This is a genomic window from Exiguobacterium alkaliphilum 12/1 (assembly GCF_000714435.1).
GTDB classification, from domain to species: Bacteria; Bacillota; Bacilli; order Exiguobacteriales; family Exiguobacteriaceae; genus Exiguobacterium; species Exiguobacterium alkaliphilum.
In genome coordinates this window covers 144,629-167,980 of sequence record NZ_JJMW01000015.1, presented here as the reverse complement: position 1 = coordinate 167,980, position 23,352 = coordinate 144,629, and the positions used below count along the sequence as shown (strand labels likewise).

General features: G+C 54.0%; 21 protein-coding genes. 4 read left to right on the top strand and 17 right to left on the bottom strand.

Going from position 1 to position 23,352, the window contains the following annotated elements; translation table 11 throughout:
• Nucleotides 1-84 precede the first annotated feature (84 nt).
• From RT52_RS02290 to RT52_RS02275, 4 genes are read right to left on the bottom strand one after another with little or no spacing between them, the layout of a single operon-like run.
• Nucleotides 85-1,242: a bifunctional cystathionine gamma-lyase/homocysteine desulfhydrase gene (locus tag RT52_RS02290; protein WP_034814840.1), complete on the bottom strand. Its 1,158-nt coding sequence runs from the start codon at nucleotides 1,240-1,242 to the stop codon at nucleotides 85-87.
• A complete protein-coding gene (locus RT52_RS02285) occupies nucleotides 1,208-2,146 on the bottom strand; it encodes a PLP-dependent cysteine synthase family protein (RefSeq protein ID WP_034814838.1) in 939 nt (312 codons plus the stop codon). Before RT52_RS02285 ends, RT52_RS02290 begins: the two co-directional genes overlap by 35 nt.
• On the bottom strand, nucleotides 2,147-2,614 hold the full coding sequence (locus tag RT52_RS02280) for an S-ribosylhomocysteine lyase (RefSeq protein WP_021065678.1): 468 nt from the start codon (nucleotides 2,612-2,614) through the stop codon (nucleotides 2,147-2,149).
• On the bottom strand, nucleotides 2,611-3,255 hold the full coding sequence (locus RT52_RS02275) for a class I SAM-dependent methyltransferase (protein WP_034814836.1): 645 nt from the start codon (nucleotides 3,253-3,255) through the stop codon (nucleotides 2,611-2,613). The genes RT52_RS02280 and RT52_RS02275 overlap by 4 nt, the downstream gene beginning before the upstream one ends.
• 327 nt (nucleotides 3,256-3,582) lie before the next feature.
• On the opposite strand from RT52_RS02275, the gene RT52_RS02270 reads away from it, so the two are divergent.
• On the top strand, nucleotides 3,583-7,248 hold the full coding sequence (locus RT52_RS02270; protein WP_034814834.1) for a S8 family serine peptidase: 3,666 nt from the start codon (nucleotides 3,583-3,585) through the stop codon (nucleotides 7,246-7,248).
• A gap of 34 nt (nucleotides 7,249-7,282) precedes the next feature.
• On the opposite strand, the gene RT52_RS02265 is transcribed toward RT52_RS02270, so the two are convergent.
• The 6 genes from RT52_RS02265 to hrcA all read right to left on the bottom strand — a co-directional run bounded on the left by RT52_RS02265 (nucleotide 7,283) and on the right by hrcA (nucleotide 13,668).
• Nucleotides 7,283-8,029 carry a 16S rRNA (uracil(1498)-N(3))-methyltransferase gene (locus RT52_RS02265; RefSeq protein ID WP_034814832.1) on the bottom strand — a complete coding sequence of 249 codons (747 nt, stop codon included), beginning with the start codon at nucleotides 8,027-8,029 and terminating at the stop codon, nucleotides 7,283-7,285.
• A 4-nt stretch (nucleotides 8,030-8,033) separates the two neighbouring features.
• On the bottom strand, nucleotides 8,034-8,972 hold the full coding sequence (prmA, locus tag RT52_RS02260; protein WP_034814830.1) for a 50S ribosomal protein L11 methyltransferase: 939 nt from the start codon (nucleotides 8,970-8,972) through the stop codon (nucleotides 8,034-8,036).
• A gap of 18 nt (nucleotides 8,973-8,990) precedes the next feature.
• The gene (gene dnaJ, locus RT52_RS02255) at nucleotides 8,991-10,094 is read right to left on the bottom strand and encodes a molecular chaperone DnaJ (protein WP_034814828.1); all 1,104 of its coding nucleotides are present in this window, start codon (nucleotides 10,092-10,094) and stop codon (nucleotides 8,991-8,993) included.
• A gap of 105 nt (nucleotides 10,095-10,199) precedes the next feature.
• Nucleotides 10,200-12,023, bottom strand: coding sequence for a molecular chaperone DnaK (dnaK, locus tag RT52_RS02250; protein WP_034809406.1), 1,824 nt, complete (start codon nucleotides 12,021-12,023; stop codon nucleotides 10,200-10,202).
• Nucleotides 12,024-12,052: 29 nt separating this feature from the next.
• Complete coding sequence (gene grpE / locus RT52_RS02245; RefSeq protein ID WP_051690245.1) at nucleotides 12,053-12,628, bottom strand: nucleotide exchange factor GrpE; 576 nt, start codon at nucleotides 12,626-12,628, stop codon at nucleotides 12,053-12,055.
• A gap of 17 nt (nucleotides 12,629-12,645) precedes the next feature.
• Nucleotides 12,646-13,668 carry a heat-inducible transcriptional repressor HrcA gene (gene hrcA, locus RT52_RS02240; RefSeq protein WP_034814824.1) on the bottom strand — a complete coding sequence of 341 codons (1,023 nt, stop codon included), beginning with the start codon at nucleotides 13,666-13,668 and terminating at the stop codon, nucleotides 12,646-12,648.
• Nucleotides 13,669-13,860: 192 nt separating this feature from the next.
• Between hrcA and RT52_RS02235 the strand changes: the two genes are divergently transcribed.
• Nucleotides 13,861-14,466 (top strand): DUF1054 domain-containing protein, encoded by a 606-nt coding sequence (locus tag RT52_RS02235; protein WP_034814822.1) that lies wholly within the window; start codon nucleotides 13,861-13,863, stop codon nucleotides 14,464-14,466.
• 44 nt (nucleotides 14,467-14,510) lie between these two features.
• On the opposite strand, the gene hemW is transcribed toward RT52_RS02235, so the two are convergent.
• From hemW to lepA, 5 genes are all read right to left on the bottom strand, one after another.
• Nucleotides 14,511-15,668 (bottom strand): radical SAM family heme chaperone HemW, encoded by a 1,158-nt coding sequence (gene hemW / locus RT52_RS02230; protein ID WP_034814820.1) that lies wholly within the window; start codon nucleotides 15,666-15,668, stop codon nucleotides 14,511-14,513.
• A 67-nt stretch (nucleotides 15,669-15,735) separates the two neighbouring features.
• Nucleotides 15,736-16,920 (bottom strand): DUF1015 domain-containing protein, encoded by a 1,185-nt coding sequence (locus tag RT52_RS02225; RefSeq protein WP_034814816.1) that lies wholly within the window; start codon nucleotides 16,918-16,920, stop codon nucleotides 15,736-15,738.
• A 12-nt stretch (nucleotides 16,921-16,932) separates the two neighbouring features.
• Nucleotides 16,933-18,096: a phosphoglycerate dehydrogenase gene (locus tag RT52_RS02220; protein ID WP_034814815.1), complete on the bottom strand. Its 1,164-nt coding sequence runs from the start codon at nucleotides 18,094-18,096 to the stop codon at nucleotides 16,933-16,935.
• Nucleotides 18,083-19,153 (bottom strand): 3-phosphoserine/phosphohydroxythreonine transaminase, encoded by a 1,071-nt coding sequence (gene serC, locus RT52_RS02215; RefSeq protein ID WP_034809390.1) that lies wholly within the window; start codon nucleotides 19,151-19,153, stop codon nucleotides 18,083-18,085. Before serC ends, RT52_RS02220 begins: the two co-directional genes overlap by 14 nt.
• A gap of 107 nt (nucleotides 19,154-19,260) precedes the next feature.
• Nucleotides 19,261-21,084: a translation elongation factor 4 gene (lepA, locus tag RT52_RS02210; protein ID WP_034809388.1), complete on the bottom strand. Its 1,824-nt coding sequence runs from the start codon at nucleotides 21,082-21,084 to the stop codon at nucleotides 19,261-19,263.
• Nucleotides 21,085-21,303: 219 nt separating this feature from the next.
• On the opposite strand from lepA, the gene rpsT reads away from it, so the two are divergent.
• On the top strand, nucleotides 21,304-21,564 hold the full coding sequence (gene rpsT / locus RT52_RS02205) for a 30S ribosomal protein S20 (protein ID WP_021065661.1): 261 nt from the start codon (nucleotides 21,304-21,306) through the stop codon (nucleotides 21,562-21,564).
• A 30-nt stretch (nucleotides 21,565-21,594) separates the two neighbouring features.
• Here the strand turns inward: rpsT and RT52_RS02200 are convergent, their stop codons facing one another.
• Entirely contained in the window at nucleotides 21,595-22,029 is a 435-nt protein-coding gene (locus RT52_RS02200; RefSeq protein WP_034809385.1) for a GNAT family N-acetyltransferase, read from the bottom strand.
• Nucleotides 22,030-22,038: 9 nt separating this feature from the next.
• Complete coding sequence (gene holA, locus RT52_RS02195) at nucleotides 22,039-23,049, bottom strand: DNA polymerase III subunit delta (protein ID WP_235193477.1); 1,011 nt, start codon at nucleotides 23,047-23,049, stop codon at nucleotides 22,039-22,041.
• Between the two features lie 91 nt (nucleotides 23,050-23,140).
• Between holA and RT52_RS16120 the strand changes: the two genes are divergently transcribed.
• Nucleotides 23,141-23,305: a YqzM family protein gene (locus tag RT52_RS16120; protein WP_024371416.1), complete on the top strand. Its 165-nt coding sequence runs from the start codon at nucleotides 23,141-23,143 to the stop codon at nucleotides 23,303-23,305.
• The last annotated feature ends 47 nt before the right edge of the window (nucleotides 23,306-23,352 follow it).

Sequence of the window (23,352 nt, the reverse complement as noted above, 5' to 3'; positions counted from 1 at the left end):
ATCCGGGACGACGCTCCTCTGTTCAAAAGCATTTGAAGTTTTTCAGTGCCCTCGCCGAAAGCACCGCCTCTTTTTGCTGTTCCTTTAATTCGAAATCGTCGCAACGGATGCGAGCGCTTGTTCTAAATCTTCAATCAAATCGGCCACGTCCTCGAGGCCGACCGAGATGCGCACGAGGCCGTCCGTGATGCCGAGCTCTAGACGCCGCTCGGCTGGGATTGACGCGTGCGTCATCCGAGCCGGGACACTAATCAAACTCTCGACCGCTCCGAGACTTTCCGCGAGTGTAAAGTAGTGCGTCTTAGCGACGATGAGTTCTGCCGCTTCGGCCGATCCGACATCAAACGCAATCATACCGCCGAATCCACGGGATTGTGACGTATGCACCTGCTTCGCCTCATCACTTGCGATACTCGGGTGCAAGACGCGTCCAACCGCTTCATGTTTCGACAAGAAGTCGACGAGCGCGAGCGCGTTCGATTCGATTTCCTCCATGCGGACGGCGAGCGTCTTAATGCCACGGACGACGAGGAAGCTGTCCTGCGGTCCAAGGACGGCTCCGACCGAATTTTGTAGGAAAGCCAAGTCCTCACCGAGCTCTTCTGTCCGGGAGACGACGAGACCGGCGACGACGTCACTATGGCCGCCTAAATACTTCGTCGCGCTATGGAGCACGTAGTCGGCTCCGAACTCGATCGGGTTTTGGAAGTACGGCGTCATGAACGTATTGTCGACGACGAACAACGTTCCGGCCTCATCTGCGATTTGACGCATTTGCTTCAAATCGGTGACGTTCAAAAGCGGGTTCGTTGGCGTCTCGACGTAAATCATTTTTGTGTTCGGCTGAAGCGCGGCGCGGACTGCCGTTTCATCGGCTGTATCGACAAAAGATGCCTCCAGGCCAAGTGATTGAAATACTCGATTGAATACACGGTACGTTCCTCCATATACGTCAGAACCGACGATGACGTGGTCCCCAGATTTTAAAAGCATTATAATCGTCGACACGGCCGCCATCCCGGATGCGAACGCGAATCCGCGCGCGCCCTTTTCGATGTCAGCAATCAACGTCTCGAGCGCCGTGCGCGTCGGGTTGGCCGTACGCGAGTACTCATATCCCTCCCGCAGATTTCCGATCCCGTCTTGTTTATATGTGCTCGTTTGATAAATCGCCGGTGTGACGGCCCCTGTTAACGGGTCCGTCGTTTTACCGCCGTGAATGAGCGCTGTTTTTGTACGCATGTTCTGCCTCCTCGACTATCCCTTGACTTAAATATCGTTCCACACTGTCCGGCAAAATCGTGACAATCACGCCTTCTGTCATCTGGTTGGCTTCCTGGACACAAGCCGCGATGGCCGCCCCGGACGAACTTCCGATAAGAAGCCCTTCGCGCTTGGCCATGTGGGCCACGTAGTAGAATGCGTCTTCATCTGTAATCGTATAGATGCCATCGACGTAAGCCTCGTCTAGAAAGACAGGCCACGATTCGACACCGATTCCTTCGGTCTTGTGCGGGCCAGGAGCCCCACCGTTCAAGATCGACCCTTCCGGCTCGACGACGATCGTTTTCGTCCCGTGCGGTCTGAGCGTTTTCGCGACACCCGTGAACGTGCCCCCAGAACCCGCACCCGCGATGAAAACGTCAATTTGCGGCATGTCGTTCAGTAATTCCAAAGCGAGCGTCTCGACATAGGCGTCCGGATTGTCCGGGTTCGAGAATTGCTCTGGCAAATACGCGTCGTGTTCGACCGCCAGCTCTTTCGCCCGTTCAATCGCCCCTTTCATCCCGAGTGATGTCGGCGTGTTGACGACCGTCGCCCCGAGCAGACGCATGAGCGCCTGTTTTTCTTGACTGAACTTCTCAGGAGTGACCGTCATCAGATTAATCCCGAACTTTTGACAGGCGAGCGCGAGTCCGATTCCGGTATTCCCGGCGGTCGGTTCGACGACAGTCCCGCCGCGTTTGAGTTGTCCGCGCTCGATGGCACGCTCAATCAATTGCAGGCCGAGCCTATCTTTAACGCTCCCGCCCGGGTTTCGCATCTCCATCTTCCCGTACACTTTGACGCCTTCCGGGACAGGTAACGTCGTCAACTCGATGAGCGGGGTATGTCCGATAAGCTCATACACATCCCGGACAATCATTTACGCCTCGTCCTTGAAGATGATGTGCCACTCGTCACGCTTCGCGAGCATATCAGCCGCAAGTTTTTTGGCGCCCTCGAAATCATGATGGTTCGCGCTTCCGCATTGAATCGGGTTTTGCGCCGGTAATTCGGTCGCATTCGCCGCGTCGCGCAGTGTCGCTTCGACGAGGTCGAGCATCGCTTCGTAATCGCCGTCGTTGAGCATCGTCCAGTAGAAGCCTGTCTGGCAACCCATTGGCGATACATCGATAATTTGGTTCGAATGGCTACGGCTGTTTTCAGCAATCAAATGCTCGAGCGAGTGCACGGCCCGCATCGGCATGAGCCCCTCGTTCGGTTGAATGAAACGGATATCATATTTATAAATCGTATCGGCCGTGCCTTTCTTCACTCCGGCTAGACGGACGTAAGGCGCTTGTACTTTTGTATGATCTAAATTAAAGCTTTCGACTTTATAACTTTTCATGATTGTGTTCCTCCTGTTTGTTTCGTGGCCACGACGAGCCATACAAATTTGTTTTTTTGTTCCATCTGCACAGCGTATCCGTTGTCTTCTAAAATCGACCGGATCGTGTCTGTGTATGGATAATACTCGCGGTTCAAATCTTCGACCAAGTCAGCGTAACCATGTTCCGTTGCCCAATTAATAATCTGTGCCCGTGCTTCAGCTGACTCAAACATCGTATCGAGCAAGACGAACCTTGGTGAATCAAGATGCTCGACATAGCTCTCGATCGCTTGACGTTTCTCGACGTCTGTCAAATGGTGAAACGCGTAAGACGATACAATCGAATCGACGCGTTGCTCGGCCGGATAGTTCAAGAAGTCACCCGTCTTTACTTCAATCCCGAGCTTTTGAATCGCTACCTCACGCATCTCATCAGAAGGCTCGATCGCAATCAACTCGTGCTGTTTAAGAATACGGGCACTCAAGTTTCCCGTCCCGACACCAAACTCCATCACGCGTCCGTCTAACTGCTCAACGACCTCGTCAAGCATCGTGTCATACCCGGTGAACACTTCTTTGTATTGTTCGTCGTGCCCGTTCACCGTCTCATCGTATTGTGACGCCCACTCTTTAAAAATATCCATAAACTGAAGTCCCATTGGTCCACCTCATTCTTCTTTATTCCGACTATGTTGATATGTTTTATATGAATTCTATACCCAGACTTTATCAACTTTTTTGAAAAATCTCAAGTGAATTGTATCGCTCTCGTCTCAATCAGCCGCATTATTTATAAATCGATGTCTCAAAACGAAAAAAGACCCATCCAATTATGAGTCGTTAGGACAAAAGTAATTGTCAGAATTTTTTAATTTGTTCAAATTCATTACCCTGATTTTTAAAAAATAAAAGGAAATTAAATCGTTATTCCGCTATGATTTTCCACAAATGGATTAAATCTTTAGAAAACGAATGGAGGATTTATTTTGCCACAACCTAAATTTTACGTTAACGTATCCCTCGCCACTTGCCTCGCATTGACGCCTGGCCTTCTCGGTCTCGGTGCCGAACCAGTCCTTGCCAAACCGTCGGTCACGGCGAACGTCGCCGTCAGTGACAAACAAGAAAAACTTCGTGTCGTCGTCGAACTCGTCGGCGCCCCGGCCATTGAACAAGCGAAACAAAAAGGTAAAAAGTTTAATGCGCTTTCAAAAGCCGAGAAAGATCGGGCACACGGTCTCGTGAAGGCCGAGCAAAAGAAAGCGAAAGACGCGATTGCGAAAAAAGGCGTCAAGACCGAGCCAATCGAAGAGTTCACGACCGTCTTCAACGGATTTAGTACGTTCGTGACGACAGCCGACATCGAAAAAATCGAGGCGTTGCCAGAAGTCGCGGCCGTCCACCTTGTCAACGAGTACGAACGTCCGGAAGTGAAGCCAGACATGGTGACGAGCAACGGCATGGTCCAGTCCCAACAGACATGGGGCGACTACGGCTATACAGGAGAAGGGACGGTCGTCGCCGTCATCGATACCGGTGTCGATGCGGACCATCGCGACTTCAAATTGAGCGATCAGTCAAAAGCCGAGCTCTCTGAATCCGAGGTCACATCGGCCGTGAGCGAATTCGGGATGGCCGGCGCGTACATAAACGATAAGGTCCCGTATGCATACAACTATTATGACGAGAATGACGACATCCGTGATGATTCGCCAGGTGCATCGATGCACGGCATGCACGTCTCCGGAACGGTCGCCGCGAACGGAAACGAAGAGACTGGCGGATTGAAAGGTGTCGCGCCTGAGGCCCAAGTCCTCGGACTGAAAGTATTCAGTAACGATCCGAACTACGCCTCGACGTATGGAGACATTTATATCAAAGCGATTGACGATGCCATCAAGCTCGGTGCGGACGTCATCAACATGAGTCTCGGGTCGACCGCTGGATTCGTCAGCGCCGATTCCCCGGAACAACAAGCCGTTCAACGCGCTGTTGACAATGGCGTGTTCATGTCCATCTCGGCAGGGAACTCGGCATACTTTGGGAACGGATTCGATTTGCCATACGCCAATAACCCGGACACAGGCGTCGTCGGTTCACCGAGCGTTAGTTCGGCTTCGACATCGGTCGCCTCGCTTGAGAACGACCAAATCCAGCTCGACGCGTTCTCGGTCCGCTCGGGTGACAAGACCGATAAAATCGGTTGGAAAAAGCAAGACGGACCAGCCTTCACACAAGGCGAGTACGATATCGTCTACGTCGGCGACGGTCAGCCGGCAAACTACGTCGGTAAAGACATCGAAGGAAAAATCGTGCTCGCGGTCCGGGACGGTAGTTACTTCTACTCGAACATCCAACAAACTGCCGAAGCGAACGGTGCGGCGGGTGTCATCGTCCGCGGTACAGTCGGTCACGGCGACTATGTGAGCATGGCCTTGGCGAACCCGAAGATCCCGATGGCTTCGCTCAGCATCAAAGACGGGAACGACTTGCGCGACCGTCTGATCGCTGGCGAACAGATGCGCATCGGCTTCAACGGCGATCGAATTAGCGTGGCCAACCGCGCGGCTGGCGCGTTGTCAAACTTCACATCGTGGGGCGTGACACCGAACCTCGATTTCAAACCAGAAATCGCGGCACCGGGCGGTCAAATCTTCTCGACGCTCAACGATAACCAATACGGCCTCATGAGCGGTACATCGATGGCGGCCCCGCACGTCGCTGGGGGCGCGGCGCTCGTCTTGCAACGTGTCGATGAGCAGTTCGACCTCGACGGCGTCGATCGCGTCACGATGGCGAAAAACTTGTTGATTAACACGTCGAAAGCTGTGACCGATATCGGCCCATACAATCAACAGTTGAAACAAAACATCCCGTACACGCCACGTCGCGGTGGAGCCGGCTTGATGCAGTTGCACGCTGCCGTCTCGACTCCGGCCGTCGCCTATGAGAAGACGTCAAAAGAGGCAAAAGTTGCCTTGAAGGAATTGAACCGCAGCAAAGCGACGTTCACGCTCGTCGTCGAGAACTTGTCGAACGAAGCCGTCTCGTATGATATCTCATCATCGCTCCAGACAGACCTCGCCATCGAGCGCACACCAGGCCTCGTCCAAAACGCGATGGAAGCCCAACCACTCCAGAATGCGACGGTGACCGTCAACGGGAAGGCGGTCAACTCCGTGAAGTTGAAACCGAACCAGAAGACCGAAATCAGAGTGGCTGTCGATGTCTCAAAAGCACAAGTATTGAATCCGAAAACGTTAAGCGGCCTTGTGGCAGCGAAAGACGTGTTCGAGAATGGGTACTTCGTCGACGGCTTCATCCGTTTGGTTGATTCGAACGGATCTGAAGGAAACCCGGATCTCGTCGTACCGTTCGTCGGTTTCGAAGGGGACTGGGGCAAGGCACCAATTTTCGACGCTTCGGTTTATGAGTCGGGCTCATTCTATGAGACTGCCGGCATGGTCGATCAAGCCGGGAACTACCTAGGCTCCAAGTTAGACAAGTCGTTAAACTTTGATGCCATTGCCTTCTCGCCAGATGGTGACGGCGTGAAAGACGCCGCGACACCAGTCTTCTCGTTGCTCCGAAACGCGAAAGATGTGAAGTACCGCATCGTCGATGAAGCCGGAAACGTCGTCCGTACCCTCCGCCAAGACGATGAGTTGCGGAAGAATTACTTTGATGGCGGACGCAACACACCGTACTACTACTCGGCAGCCTACAAGTGGGACGGCCAGTTGAACGGGAAACCGGCACCTGCCGGCAAGTACTTCTACGAGATTGAAGCGAGCATCGATTACATGAAAAAAGAAGCACAGACGCTTCGTTTCCCGGTCAAAGTCGACTACACGGACCCGACGTTCACGGCGAAATGGCAAGGCGACAGTTTGACGGTCCAAGCGAAAGACGACTTCGCCGGCGTCCGTTCGGTCGAGTACCTCGTCAACGGGAAAGCCGTTTCGACATCCGCTGACATGACAGCGACGCATACGTTCGCCTCGCTCGCCGAGAGCGACTCCATCAGCGTCCGCGTCACCGACCATGCCGGTAACGCGACGACGAAAGCAGTGGCGTACTCGAACGACGCCGACAAGCCAGGCGTCTTCTTGACGGCCCCGCTCGCGCTCGCACCGTACGCGACTTCGGTCATCCCGATCGCCGGTTCGATTCAAGACGCCTCTGCGATTCAATCGTTCCAAGTCGATGGCACGGACGTCCCACTCACGTGGAACGAGACGACGAAGCGCTATGACTTCAACACGACGCGGACGTTCGCCGACGGCGTGCACAAGTTACGTTTTGTCGCTGAAGATGCGGCCGGTAACGTCGCGAACTTCCAACGGACGATCTTTGTCGATGCGACACCAGCGACGATCTCGTTCGGGAAGCTTCCAAAAACGATTAATAAAAACCAGCAGTCCGTCCGCTTGGATGTGACGGTGAAAGACAACTTTGACGAAGTGAAATTACTCGTCAACGGAGACTTGAAGTTCAGCCAAACGCTCAAGGCGCCATATGAGATGCGCCCGTTCTCTCGGACCGAGACGCTCACGCTACCTGTCGTCTCTGGTGAGAACACGTTCACGTTCGAGGCGGTCGACCTCGCGGGGAACGTCACAAAAGAGACAATCACATTGACGAAGAAATGAAAAAAGCTCTTGCCGCACGCGGCGAGAGCTTTTTTTACGTCAATTCGAGCGCATAGGAGATGGCAGCGAGCGCGTAGAGCGGCGCCGTCTCAGAACGCAAGATGCGTGGTCCGAACGCACAGGCCTGTGCCCCGCGTTCCGTCCACTCGATCACTTCACCCTCATCAAAGCCACCTTCCGGCCCGACGATGAGCAGTAGCTTGGCCCCAGGTCGAAGTGTCTGGAGCACGGTCGCAAAGGCCGCTTTCTCTCCTTGCTTCGCTTCTTCCTCATAGGCGACCACGACGGCATCGTACGTCTCGAGCTGTCGTGACAACTCTCGTGAACTGATGTACGAACACGTCGGGACGATGGCACGATACGACTGTTCGGCCGCCTCCTGCATAATCTTTTGAAGACGCTCGACTTTTTTCGGCGCTTTTTTCGCGTCCCACTTCGCGACCGACCGTTTCGACTCGAAGAGAAGCAACTGGTGCACGCCGAGCTCGGTCGCCTTTTGGGCGACGAGTTCGACTTTGTCACCTTTCGGGAGCGCATAGGCGAGCGTCACCTCAATCGGCAGTTCCGTCGTCGCCGGGCGTTTCTCGATCACACGTACCGTCCCTGACTTCTTCTCGAGTGTCACGACCTCGGCCTCGTACTCGTATCCTTCCCCGTCGAGAAGGACGAGCCGATAGCCGGGCTGTCCGCGGAGCACGGTCCCGATATGATGGGCGATATCCGCCGGTAGTACGACGTGGTCATTCGCGAGCGCGTCTCTGTTCAGAAAGTATCGTTGCATGCGCTCACCCCTTCTTCGCGATGATGGCAACCCAATCTTCCATGACACGCGTCTCTTCAATGACAAAGCCGGCCGTTTGGAGCGCTTCGGCAACTTCCGCCCGCTTCTGACCGATGATGCCGGATGTGATGAAGTAACCGCCTTGTTTGACGCGGTCGTACGCATCGTCGATAAAGAGCAAGATGACGTCCGCGAGGATGTTCGCGACGACGAGGTCATACGTGCCGTCCATTCCTTTCAACAGGTCACCCGTGTTGACGGCGACGAGCGCTTCGACCCCGTTCGTCTCGACGTTTTGTCGCGCCGATTCGACGGCGACGGTATCCAAATCGAGCGCCTCGACGTGTGACGCCCCGAGTTTCACCGCCGCGATGGCAAGTACGCCTGAACCGGTCCCGACGTCAATCAAGCGGTCACCCGGCTGAATGTAATTCTCGATCGCTTGAATGCATAACATCGTCGTCGGATGCGTGCCCGTCCCGAAGGCCATGCCCGGATCGAGGAGAATGACGTTCTCTTCCGGTTGCGGCTCATAGTCCTCCCAGAGCGGGACGATCGTGAGCTGTTGTGAGATTTTGACGGGCTTATAGTATTGTTTCCACGAGTGGGCCCAGTCCTCTTCGTCGAGCTCGGCGACGGTCACGTCTCCGCTACCGATGTCCAAGATGTCCCGTAGCCGGTCGACTTCTTTTCGGAACGCGGCGAGCGTGTCCTGAAAGTCGCTCGACGCCGGCACGTACGCTTTGACGTAAACGCCTGAGGTCGGATACGATTCACGTCCCGAGACGTCCCAAATCTCTCCGAAATGGTCTTCAGCCATCATCTGGTCATAGTCTTCGACGTCCTCGATGACGACCCCTTGTGCCCCCACTTCATGTAATAAATTCGATACGGCCTCGACCGCCTGCTGTGTCGTGTGGACACAAATTTCAGACCATTTCATCGTTTGAACACGCTCCTTTTAGTGACTAAAAAACTTTTTCATTTTTTGGAACAACCCGTGTTGTTCTTCGACGCCCGCTTCGCCGCCAATCTCTTCGAACTCGCGGAGCAACTCTTTTTGACGGTCCGTCATGTTCGTCGGTGTCATGACGACGATGGTGACGTATTGGTCCCCGTGACCACCGCCACGAACGCTCGGCATCCCTTTTCCACGAAGTCGGAATTTTGATCCGGTCTGCGTGCCGGCCGGGACTTTCAAGCTGACTTTGCCATGGACGGTCGGAACCTCGATTTCGGCACCGAGCGCCGCCTGGGCGAACGTGACCGGCATCTCCATCGCGATATGTTGATCGACCCGTTCGAAAATCTCGTGACCACGGACACGGACGACGACGTACAAGTCCCCGGCTGGTCCCCCGTTAAAGCCAGGACCACCTTTTCCGGACATCCGAATCTGCTGACCGTTATCAATCCCCGCTGGAATCTTCACTTCGACGCGCTGCGTCTTCTTCACGTGGCCCGAACCATGACACGTCGGGCACTTCTCCTTAATCGTCTTCCCTGTCCCATGACATTGGCTACACGGCCGCTGATTGACCATCCGGCCGAGAATCGTGTTCTGTTCGACCGTCTCGACGCCACTGCCACCACAGCGACCACACGTCTCCGGTTTCGTACCCGGTTTCGCACCACTGCCCATACACGTGTCACATTCGACTTCAATCTCGAGTTCGATCGTCTCCGTCTTGCCCGTGACGCTCTCCATGAAATCGAGGTCGACGACGTATTGATAGTCTTCGCCACGACGCGGCGCGTTCGGATCTTGTCGGCGTCCACCGCCACCGAAGAACATGTCGAAAATATCGCCAAATCCGCCTTGGAAGTCGCCGCCACCGAACTGGCTCGCCCCTTCAAACCCGAAGCGGTCATATTGGGCCCGCTTTTGCTCATCGGACAACACTTCGTATGCTTCGCCAATCTCTTTGAATTTATCCGCCGCATCCGGCTCTTGGTTGATATCCGGGTGATATTCCCGTGCGAGCTTACGGTACGCTCGTTTAATGTCTTGCGCCGAGGCCGATTTATCTAGGCCTAGCACTTCATAATAATCTCGTTTCGCCACGTTAGTCTCTCCTATCTCGTCTTTAAAGTTCGAATTTACCGATTCTACCTTAACATAGAAAGAGCCAAAGCAGAAACCTGCTTTGGCGCCCTCCCATCCGTTTTATTATTTACGGTCGTCGAGATCTTCAAACTCGGCGTCGACGACGTTGTCGTCTTTCGCTTCCGTTTGAGCCTCGGCACCTTCTGCACCTTGCTGTTCAGCCATGTTCGCATACACTTTTTGCGTCAACTCTTGAACGACGTTCGCCAATTCGTCTTTTGCCGTACGAATCGCTTCGAGGTCCGTTCCTTCAAGCGCTGATTTCGCTTTCTCTTTCGCAGCTTCAGCCTTCTCTTTATCCGCAGCGTCGACTTGCTCACCGAGGTCTTTGATTGCCTTGTCTGTCGCGAAGACGAGCTGGTCTGTCTCGTTACGGAGTTCTGCTTCTTCTTTGCGCTGTTTGTCCGCTTCGGCGTTCGCTTCGGCTTCTTTTACCATACGCTCGATTTCAGACTCATCGATGCCTGACGACGATTGAATCGTGATCGACTGCTCTTTGTTCGTGCCGAGGTCTTTCGCCGAAACGTGCACGATTCCGTTCGCATCGATATCGAACTTGACTTCGATTTGCGGGACGCCACGTTGTGCCGGTGGGATGTCCGTCAATTGGAAGCGACCGAGCGTCTTGTTGTCCGGTGCCATCGGACGTTCCCCTTGGAGGACATGGATGTCAACGGCCGGCTGGTTGTCGGCTGCCGTCGAGAACACTTGCGACTTTGAAGTCGGGATCGTCGTGTTACGGTCGATCAACTTCGTCATGACGCCACCCATCGTCTCGATTCCGAGCGAAAGTGGTGTCACGTCGAGAAGGACGACGTCTTTCACGTCACCGGCGAGGACACCGCCTTGAATCGCAGCACCGAGGGCAACGACTTCATCCGGGTTGACACCTTTGAACGGTTCTTTTTTCGTGAAATCTTGAATCGCTTTTTGGACCGCAGGAATACGTGTCGACCCACCGACGAGGATGATCTTGTCGAGGTCAGACGGCGTGAGGCCTGAGTCTTTCAAGGCTCGGCGCGTCGGTTCCATCGTGCGCTCGACGAGGTCGGCTGTCAATTCGTCAAATTTCGCACGCGTGAGCGTCGTCTCCAAGTGAAGCGGGCCAGCCGCACCGGCCGTGATGAACGGGAGGCTGATGTGCGCGCTTGTCACGCCCGAGAGGTCTTTCTTCGCTTTCTCGGCCGCATCTTTCAAGCGTTGGAGCGCCATCTTGTCTTGGGCGAGGTCGATGCCGTTCTCTTTTTTGAACTCTTGGACGAGGTAGTCGATGACTTTTTGGTCGAAGTCGTCGCCACCGAGACGGTTGTCACCGGCTGTCGCCACAACTTCGAAGACGCCGTCGCCGAGCTCAAGAATCGAGACGTCGAACGTACCGCCACCGAGGTCATAAATCAAAATCGTATGGTCTTCACCTTTGTCGAGGCCGTAAGCGAGTGCCGCTGCTGTCGGCTCGTTGATGATTCGTTTGACTTCGAGTCCGGCGATTTTCCCAGCGTCTTTCGTCGCTTGACGTTCGGCGTCGTTGAAGTAGGCAGGCACCGTGATGACCGCTTCTGTGACAGACTCACCGAGGTAGTCTTCTGCGTCTTTTTTGAGTTTTTGCAAGATGATGGCCGAGATTTCTTGTGGCGTGAACTTCTTGCCATCGACTTCTACTGTATGTGACGTACCCATGTGACGCTTGATTGATTGGATCGTGTTCGGGTTCGTGATCGCTTGACGTTTAGCGACTTCACCGACTTGACGTTCTTCCCCTTTGAAGGCGACGACAGAAGGTGTCGTCCGGTTCCCTTCCGCGTTCGAGATGACGACTGCTTCGCCACCTTCCATCACTGCTACACATGAGTTCGTTGTACCTAAGTCAATTCCGATAATTTTACCCATTGTCGATTCCTCCATCTAGTTAAGTAATGTTATTCTGCGACTTTTACCATGCTCGGACGAATGACACGCCCATGCATCGTGTACCCTTTTTGAAGCTCCATCGTCACGACGCCTGAATCGAACTCGTCGCTCGGCTCTTGCATGACCGCTTGATGAAAATTCGGGTCAAACGGCTGACCGAACGCGTCGATCGCTTCGACTTGTTCCCCGTTCAACACATCGAGAAGCTGACGGTGAATCATGTCGACGCCCGCCTGAATCTGTTTCGCATCGTCAGACGTCGCTTCGACTTGAAGTGCCCGCTCGAAGTTATCGATGAGCGGAATCAATTTCTCGATGACTGACTGGGAAGCGAACTTGATGCGTTTCGCGTTCTCTTCATTCGTCCGACGACGGAAGTTGTCAAAATCGGCGCGAATGCGAAGCTCGCTCGCTCGCAGTGCTTCGATTTCTTTTTCATAATCCGTCCCCTCAGAAGTTTCTTCCACAATCTGAGCATTTGAAACCTCGTCCACTTCGACTTCTGTCGCTTCTTGTTTCGGCTCAAAATCTTTCTCTTCGAGCACTTCGTCCTTGTCTGGACCGTTCTGGTTGTCAACTGTCATGTTGAGGCTCCTTTCCGTCACTCTTCTAATTTCGTTCGCCTGAGCGCTTCAATCAACTGCCCCATCATTTGGACGCCGTGCCGATAGTCCATCCGCGTCGGACCGATCATCGCAATCGTTCCGAACGTTTTTCCGTCGAGCGTATAATCCGACGTGATGACGCTACAGTTTTGAAGCGCGAGGATCCCGTTCTCGCTCCCAATGCTCACATAAATCTCGCGGTTTGGCAACGATTCGAGCCAATCGGTCAAGCGCTCCTGTTCATCGATCCATTCGAGGAACGGGCGGAGCGTATCGAGCGATTGAAACTCCGGTTGATTGAAGATGTTCTTCTTCCCGCCTAAATAGAGCGAGGTCGGATGTTGCAGTCCGGCAGTCGATTGAATCAGTTGCAACATATTCTCATACTGTTCTCGATTCGCGAGTTGAAGCTTTGATACTTCCTCGCCAAGGCGCTGCTTCAACTGCCCGATCGGTGTCCCTTTCAACCGATCATTTAAAAACCGAATCGTCTCCTCGACCATGTCCGGCGCCATCGGAGATTCGAAGACAAGCGTCCGATGTTCGACGTGGCCCTGGTCCGTCAAAATCAACACGACACCGCGCCGTTCATCGAGTGGCATCAAATCGATGCGGGCCAGACGATTCATTTGGCTATTGGGGCCAAGTGCCACCGTCGTATAGTTGGTCAAGTCAGAGAGGAGGTCAGCGGCTTGACGAATGAGCAGATCCGACTCTTGCGCCGACGCCCGCAACCGTTCACCGAGATGGTGCGTCTCCCGTTCGTCAATCACTCGTTTCTCGACGAGGTGGTCGACATAATAGCGATAGCCGACCTCAGAAGGAATGCGCCCGGCTGAAGTATGCGGTTTCTCGATGAGACCCAAATCTTCCAAATCAGCCATGTCGTTTCGAATCGTCGCCGAACTGAACGAAAGATCATCTCGTTTCGATAACGTCCTCGATCCGACCGGTTGTGCCGTCTGAATATAGTCATCAATGATGGCTCGTAAAATGAGCAATTGTCTCTCCGTCAGCACGTTTTCACTCCTCTCTGAATGATTGGCCTCGCTTTATTAGCACTCATATTTACTGAGTGCTAATCACACTTCAAATATTATCACGTTCTCCATATTTGTCAATTCATTCGCTTCATTTTTTCCAGTTGTTCCGAAGTCGCCGCCGATGCATCTTACGACTCATTTCGGTATCATACGAGGTGAGGTGATTAAATGTTTACAACACAACAATTTGACGTATTCACACAAGACGGTCTCGATGTACGGATGGAAGGGATTCGTTCGACCATCCAACCGCTCTTCCATCAAATCTATGAGGAAGTCGGTCCACAACTCGAAGCGGACGTCGGAATCCCGCTCTACTTGCACGTCGCCAAACATGCGCGTCGTACGGTCAATCCGCCGAAAGATACGTGGATGGCCATCTGTCACGACAAACGTGGCTATAAGAAACACCCGCACTTCCAGGTCGGCCTGTTCGACGACCGCGTCTTCATCTGGCTCGCTTTCATCTATGAAATGCCAAACAAGGCGGCGATTGCCGAGCGTCTCATGCAGGTTGACGTCAAATCGGCGTTCCCGGACTTCCATATCGCCGGCGACCATATGAAGAAAGAGGCGTTCTTGCTCGACGACATGTCCGAAGAAGCAATCGACACAATTTTACACCGGTTCAAAGACGTGAAAAAAGCCGACTTTTTAATCGGTCGCCAACTTCCGGCCAATGCGTCGATCCTCCAAAACGAGGCGGCCTTCCTCGCGCTCGTCGAGGACACGTTCAGCCGGCTCACGCCGATTTATCGCGACCTCGTCTTATAACGTAAAAGGGAATCCATCGTGGATTCCCTTTTTGTATGCGCAATTTACTGAACCGCATCAGAGTCGACACGGGCCTCGCCGATAAAGGCGGCGAACGCCTCGTTCGCGAGCGGCAGACCGGACTCGGTCAGCCGGACGTGCGTGTCCGTCCGTTCGATTAACCGCTTCGCTTCAAGGTCGGCCAAGACGTGACCGAACACGGCTTCCATCGATTGGCCGTACTTCGCTTCAAACGTCTCGAACGCTACACCGGAACGCATGCGAAGACCGAGGAAAAGCTCCTCTTCCATCTTCTCGACCGTCTCGAGCGGCGTCGTACTGCGAACCGGTAACCCTTCCGCTTTAATATAGTGCGGGATGGGTGCGATGTTCGCCCGCCGTTCCCCGTTCAAATAACTGTGCGCCCCGGCACCGAAGCCATAATACTCTTCATTACGCCAATACACTTGGTTGTGCCGGCTCTCCCGTCCTTCGAGGCTATAGTTTGAAATCTCATATTGTTTCAACCCGCGTCGTTCGAGCGTCTCCATCACTTTCAAATACATCGCGACTTCGATATCCTCACCCGGAAGGCGCAGCTTCCCTTTTCGCTCTTGAATCGCGAACACGGTATGTGGCTCTAAAATGAGCGAGTAGGAAGAGACGTGTTGAATCGGCAGCTGGAACGCCAAGTCGAGGTCGCGCTCGATTTGTTCGAGCGTCTGTTCCGGGAGCCCGAACATGAGGTCGATGGATATGTTATCGAACCGTTTCGCCGCTTCGTTGACGGTGTGGAACACGTCATCTGCCCGGTGTGTCCGGCCGATCCGTTCCAACCCGCCGTCATCGAACGTCTGGACGCCGAAACTGAGGCGATTGACGCCGCCTCGCTTCATCGTATCGAGTTTCTCGGTACTGACGAAGTTCGGGTTCGCCTCGACCGAGTATTCAAGATTCGGAGACGCGAGCGGGAGCAGATGACGTTCGACCATGTCCATGAGTCGTTTCATCTGCGCCTCATTGAGCGCGGTCGGTGTCCCGCCGCCGATAAAAATCGTCTCGATCGTATCGGTCGGATATTGAACGAGCGATAGTTCGATCTCTCGTTCAAGTGCATCTAAATAGTCATCAACCGGTTGGTTCTTTAAGAACACCTTGTTGAAATCGCAGTAATAACAAATATGTTCACAAAATGGAATGTGAAGATATACGGCTTTAGCCATGAGCGGCCACCCCTTTCTTCTCTTTCCATTTATAACGTTTTTTGCGCCGCGATGCCACTATGCGTGTTCAGTCAAAGCGATGGATGAATAGCCCGCTCTTCAGTTTCGGCTCGAACCACGTCGATTTCGGCGGCATTTGGCCCGCTTCGTCCGCGACGCGCATCAGTTCTTCCATCGCCGTGGCGTGGCACGTCAGGATGACGACGTCCTGTCGCCTAGCTAACGCTTCGAGGCGCTCAATCGCGTCTTTTCCACCGACAAAATCGATGCGTTCATCCGTCCGAACATCCTCGACTCGGAAGTACGGCTCGAGGATGTCTCGTTGAAGCGTCGCGACGGCTAACGCCTCGACGTCTTGTCGCTTCGTCAGCTTGTAATGCTTGTCTCGAAAAGCCAAACCGAACATCGCACTCTCGGTCGGGACGAATACATTTTCTGCGGCTTCAATCTCGTAACTAAAGGAGAGGCCGTCTAGTAGCGCCGCGACTTCTTCAGGTGCCACATCGTGCAAAACGCGATGGTACGGCAAAATCGTCAGCTCATCGCTCGGGAACAAGACGCCGAGGAAGTGGTCCCGTTCTTGTTTGGACTCTCCTTCATGAAGCGGGCTCCGGGCGACGACGGCTGCAGCCTTGGCACGGTGATGTCCATCGGCGATATAGATGGCCGGAATGTTGGCCCCGAGCATGATGACGCGTGCTTGATGCTTCGATGGCACGGCGTAGCCTTCATGGACGACACCTTGACTGTCCGTGAAGGCAAACAACGGCTCCCCTGTCGTCGCGTCGTCTAGGATGCGACGCAACCCTTCGTCCGGCGCGTGGCTCATCAAAATCGGTCCGGTGTGCGCTTTCGTCGCCGAAACGTGCTCGACGCGTTCGCGTTCTTTCACGGCACGCGTGTGCTCATGAATCTTGATGCGACCTGCCTCATAATCTGCCACTGAGAACGTGGCGACGAGCCCTGTCTGGACACGCCCTTGATCGGTGAGCCGATACACGTAAAATCCGTTCGTCCGTTCGGTCAACTCGCTCTCGTAAAGCCGCTCGAGCTCATGACGGGCTCGTTGTCCCCACGCCTCGAGCGGCATGTCCGCCATGAATACTTCTGGCTTATCGACCGCAAGAAACGAATCGGGACGCTGTTCGACGTCAAGACGTGCCTGTTCGACGCTGACGATATCGTACGGGTCGGCGGCGACGTCCTCGGGATGTTTCGGCATGTATGGGGTAAACGGTTTGAATACGACCATGGTCATTCCTCCTCAAAATTCACGGACGCGCATGACGCCCTCGATCTCATAAAGCGTGTGGACCGACAGTTTCTCGTTCTGGTGATTATCGATATCAATTAACGTATATGCCACGTCCCCTCGACTCCGGTTCACCATGTTGTCGATGTTGATTCCGTTCTCAGCGAGTCGGCTCGCGATTTGGCCGACCATGTTCGGGACATTTAGATGGAGGACGGCCAGACGGCGCTTGCCGATGTACGGCAGTTCGGTGTCCGGAAAGTTCGCCGAGTGGCGGATGTTGCCGGTCTCCAAATACGATTTCAACGTGTCGACCGCCTGGACGGCACAGTTCACTTCCGACTCTTTCGTCGACGCCCCGAGATGTGGGAATGCGACAATCCGCGGATGTCCGAGAAGCTGTTGTTTCGGGAAGTCGGTGATGTACGTCTCGACGTTCCCATCGAGCGCGTCCAACAAGTCGGAATCGTTCACGAGCTCACCGCGCGCAAAGTTCAACACGGTCGTTCTCGGCTTCATTTGATTGAACCATGAGGCGTCGATGATGCCACGTGTATCTGCCGTGAGCGGCATATGGATGGACAACAGGTCGATATCGGCGAGCAGTTCGCTCACGTGCCGCGCCCGTTTCACTTGCTTGGAGACGTTCCACGCCCCATCGACCGATAGATGCGGGTCGTATCCGACGACGTCGACACCGAGCTGAATCAAGTCGCTCGCGAGCGCCGAGCCGATTGCCCCGAGGCCGACGATGCCGACTTTCTTACCTCGAAGCTCCGCCCCGACGAACTTACGTTTTTCGTCTTCCATCGCCCGATCAAGGAGCGTCTGGCTGTTGAACGTATGCTCGTTGACCCAACGGACGCCTTGTAAAATTGGCCGGACCGACAAAAGCATGCTCGCGAGCACGAGTTCTTTCACCGCGTTCGCATTCGCTCCCGGGGTGTGAAACACGACGACGCCTTGACGGGCCAGCCGTTCGAGCGGCAAGTTGTTCACCCCGGCTCCAGCGCGGGCGATAGCGAGCAGGTAAGGCGGAATCTCCGCCTCGTGCACGTCATGGCTCCGGATGACCCAGGCGTCCGCCTGCTCCGACGCATTGAGGGCATATTCGCTCGGTTCGAAGCGATTGAGTCCTTCCTGTGCGATTTGATTATACGTTTTAATATGAAACATCGTGTCCCCCCTGTTCAAACTCTTGCATCGTTTCAATCAAGCGATTGACGCCTTCGAGCGGCATCGCATTGTATAGGCTCGCCCGCAACCCGCCGACCGACCGGTGGCCGCCGAGTTCAATCAACCCGCGCATTTCTGCAAACTTCCGGAACGCCTCGTCCGTGACGTCATCCCCCGTCGTGAACGGGATGTTCGTCAACGAGCGGCACGTCGTATCGGTCACAATCGGACGGAACAATGATGACGTATCGAGCGCGTGATACAATCGCTCGCTCTTCTCGCGGTTGCGGCGCTCCATCTCCGAAACGCCCCCCTCCGCTTCAATCCAAGCGAGGACCCGTTCGGCGACATAGAGACTGAACGTCGCCGGGGTGTTCAAGAGCGTATCGACGTGTTTGCTGTAAGCGAGATATGACGGCAGGTCACGTTCGACAATCAAATCGCGACGGATGACGACGAGCGTCAACCCGGCCGGCCCGATGTTCTTCTGGGCACCGGCGTAGATGAGGCCGAAGCGCTCGACGTCAATCGCTTCCGCCAGAATGTTGGACGAGACGTCGGCGACAAGCGGGACGTTCGTCTCAGGAAGCGCGGTGTAGCGGGTACCTTCAATCGTGTTGTTCAACGTTAAATGAAGATAGTCGACGTCTTGAATCGATTCCGGCCAAACTGGAATCGTCCCATACGTTGTTGCCGTCGAACTACCCGCAAGGACGACATCACCGAACCGGCTTGCGTCTTGAATCGCCTTCTTCGACCACGTCCCGCTGTCGAGATAGGCGAAGCGGCCCGATTTGCCCAGATTCATCGGGACCATCGAGAACTGGAGCGTCGCCCCACCTTGAAGGAACAGGACGGCGTACGTGTCTGGAATGTGCATCAAACGGCGAAGCCGGTGCTCGAGTTCCCTTGCCACTTCGATGAATGCCGAAGAACGATGGCTCATCTCGACGATCGAGACGCCGCTTTCTTTATAGGAAAGAAGTTGTGATTGTACTTCTTCCAACACCGGTGCGGGCAACATCCCCGGACCGGCTGAAAAATTATAAGTCGGCACTGCTTCTCCTCCTCTATTTTTCTGTAAGTGGGTACTATTCCGTATCGCCTTCCCCATATCCTGCCAAATCAAAAAAATCGCCCTTATCGTTTGATAAGGGCGAACGGTTATTCTTCGTCCATCGACAAGACAGACATGAACGCTTCTTGCGGCACTTCGACAGATCCAACCATCTTCATGCGCTTTTTACCTTCTTTTTGCTTCTCAAGAAGCTTCCGCTTCCGCGAGATGTCCCCGCCGTAACATTTCGCGAGGACGTTCTTGCGGAGCGCCTTGATCGTCGAACGGGCGACAATCTTCGTCCCGACCGCTGCTTGGACCGGTACCTCGAACTGCATCCGCGGGATGAGCGCCTTCAACTTCTCGACGATGACTTTCCCACGCTCGTACGCGAAATCGCGGTGAACGATAAAGCTGAGTGCATCGACGACTTCGTTGTTCAAAAGGATGTCCATCTTGACGAGGCGTGACGGACGATAGCCGATCAACTCGTAATCGAGCGAGGCATAGCCTTTCGTGCTCGACTTCAACTGATCGAAGAAGTCGTAGACAATTTCACTCAATGGAATCTCGTACGTGATTTTGACGCGTGTCGTGTCGATATACTGCATATCGATGAACGTCCCACGTTTCTTCTGGCAGAGCTCCATGATGGCGCCGACATAGTCGTTCGGCGTCATGATGGCCGCTTTGACGTACGGCTCTTCAATCGTCTCGATCTTTTGTTGTTCTGGCATCTTCGATGGGTTATCGACGTGGATGACGTCGCCTGACGTCGTCGTGACGTGATAAATAACCGACGGTGCCGTCGTAATCAAGTCAATCCCGAACTCTCGCTCAATCCGCTCTTGGATGATTTCCATGTGGAGCATGCCGAGGAAACCGCTACGGAAACCGAAACCGAGTGCTTGTGACGTCTCGGGCTCAAATTCGAGTGCCGCATCCGACAATTGGAGGCGCTCGAGCGCTTCACGTAAATCGTTATACTTCGCCGCATCGATCGGATAAAGACCGCAGTACACCATCGGGTTCATCTTCCGATAACCTGGGAGTTGATCCGTCGCTGGGTTTTTCGCGAGTGTGATCGTGTCACCGACGCGAACGTCGCCGACCGTCTTGATCGACGCTGACAATGTCCCAACGTCTCCGACGTTCAACTCTTTCACCGACACCGGTTTTGGGGTCGAGACGCCGAGGTCTGTGACTTCGAACGATTTACCGGTCGACATCATTTGCACCTTGTCTCCGACTTTGACCGAACCGTTGACGATTCGAATCGAGGCGACGACACCGCGATAGGCGTCATAGTACGAGTCGAAGATGAGGGCTTGAAGCGGCGCAGACGGATCGCCCGTCGGTGCCGGGACGAGCTCGACAATTTGCTCGAGAATCTCTTCAATCCCGATCCCGGCTTTCGCTGAAGCCGGTACGGCATCACTCGCGTCAAGACCAATCACGTCCTCAATCTCTTGGCGCACGCGCTCGACGTCGGCTGACGGCAAATCAATTTTGTTGATGACCGGGATGATTTCAAGGTCGTTATCTAATGCGAGGTAGACGTTCGCGAGCGTCTGTGCTTCGATTCCTTGGGCCGCGTCCACGACGAGGACGGCCCCTTCACACGCCGCGAGCGAGCGTGATACTTCATACGTGAAATCGACGTGGCCCGGTGTATCGATCAAATGAAGGATATACTCTTCCCCGTCTTTAGCCGTATAGTTCAACTTGACGGCGTTCAACTTAATCGTGATACCGCGCTCACGTTCAAGGTCCATCGCATCAAGCGTCTGTTCTTTCATCTCGCGCGCCGTGAGCGCACCCGTCTTCTCAAGAATCCGGTCAGCGAGCGTCGACTTTCCATGATCGATGTGAGCGATGATGGAAAAGTTGCGAATCTTCTTCTGACGATTCTCTAATTCTTTGTTGTTCATATATGGGTTCACCTATCCTTCTCATGCATACCGTGTCATTATATCAAAATCTTAAGTGTATGTGTACGACCTACTACAACAATACCACATATAGTTTTCAGAATAATCATCAAGTGGTTGCTTTTCAAATAAGCGTTTGCTACAATTGTGCTTGTTCTGTTGAATGATTACTTGAAGTAATGAGAACATACACTTTCTTGTTTCAGGAGGTGACAAACAATGGCAAACATCAAATCAGCAATCAAACGTGCAAAAACTTCTGAAAAGCGTCGCGTCGCAAACTCGCAAGAGAAAGCAGCAATGCGTACAGCAGTAAAACGTGTTGACGCTCTCGTACTCGAAGGAAACAAAGAAGCTGCTCAAGAAGCTTTCGTCCTCGCTACGAAGAAAATCGACAAAGCTGCAGCAAAAGGTCTTATCCACCAAAACAAAGCTGGCCGTGACAAATCACGTCTCGCAGCTCGCATCGCAGCTCTCTAATTAGAGATCAAACCGGAACAGCCGCCTCCATCAGGAGCCGGCTGTTTTTTCGTATACCATGACGTAATGCGTCCCAATCCCGGGAATTTCGAACGGCTCACCGACGACGACGAGGCCGTTCCGTTCATAGAAGCGCACGGCGACTTCGCGGGCGTTGCACCACCACGAGTCGTTGACCGTTTCGTGCAGCGCCTGTAAAAACGACGAGCCAATCCCTTGCCCGGCGGAGGCCGGGTCGGTCGCCATCCCCCGCAGTTGGTACGGCACTGTCTTCCCGTCGACGTCACGCCCTGCTTCCATCACGGTCGCGATCGACAACACCTGACCGTCCTCGACCCAAGCGAAATGGCGTGTCGTCTCGTTGTCATCCCCTTCAAAATAACACGTCTCCCGCATCTGACCCGGTCTGAGCACTTCATGCCTGAGCGGAATCACATCTTCAAGTTCCACTTGTCGTAAACTCATTTTCTCACCTCACACGAGCGTCAACTGACAGACGAGCGTATCGAAGACGATTTGTTTATCGCCACGACCGGTCTTCATCGACTCATCTGCATCGGCAATCATCGTCAGCGCCGCGGCGAGCTGCGCCTCCGTGAAGTTCCGGCTCGCTTGCCCGGCCAGCTTCACTGTGTACGGATGCGCCCCAATCTTTGACGCGATTTGTTTTTCCCCATATCCTTTTTCCGTCAGCTGCTTCGTCAAATACATGTTCCGGTACTGACGGGCGAGAAGCGACAAGAGCCCAATCAACTCCTGACCTTGTTTCTCTAAATCACGGACGAGCCGTAGCGCCGCGTCGGCACGCCGGGCGACTAAAAATTCGGACAGTTGGAACACATTGTCTTCAAGCGTTCGAGGGACGAGATCGTTGACGATTTCGAGCGGGATCTCGCTACCATCACTCGCATACAGTTGCAACTTCTCGAGCTCGCGTACGAGTTTCCCCCAATCATCATGGCATAAGAACAAAAGTCGCTCGACGGTCGAGCGGTCCATCTTTTGCCCACGTCGATTCAGTTCGTCACCGACGTAACGCATCAGCTCCGTCTGGCTCGGCTTTTTCGCCTCGAGGACGATGGCCCGTTCTTTTAAGCGCTTGACGACTTTTTTACGCTCATCGAGTTTTTCTGTCTCGATGATGAAGACGAGCACGGCGTACGGTGCCGGCTGCAACAAATATTCCGTCAACCGTTCGACATTTTGCTTTTGTTTCTCTTTCGCGCCGGTCAAAAACTGGGCGTTTTTCACGACGACCGTCCGATAATCGCTGAAGAACGGGACCGTCTCCGCCTCGTCGAGTGCCGTATCGAGCGCCGTCTCTTGTAAGTCGAGTCGCATCACGTCGAACTGGTCGCCGGACGGGTTGGCCGCCTTGACGATTTCTTTCTCCCACGAATCGAGCAGATACTTCTCCGTCCCGAACAAGACGTACACGTTGGCTACTTTGCCGTTATGGAGCCAGGGTTCATTCAAAACACACACCACTTTCACAATTTATTCTTATCTAAAACATAGATTATCCTTCAACGATTCGCTATACTTAGGACGGAACCATTTCAAGGAGGGACTCACTATGCATATTAACTCTGTTCGCCCACCAAGCGAAAACCCGTTTGAGAACGATGTCCAATGCAAACGAAACGATGCCATCGATTCAGCGATCGGCTTCATCGTACCGTTCGGCTTTTTCTTCACGCTATTCGCGATTGGCGTCCTCATCAAGTTCTTAAGCTTATAAGCTACGAAACGATTGCCCCGGGGGAGCAATCGTTTTTTAGTTTATCA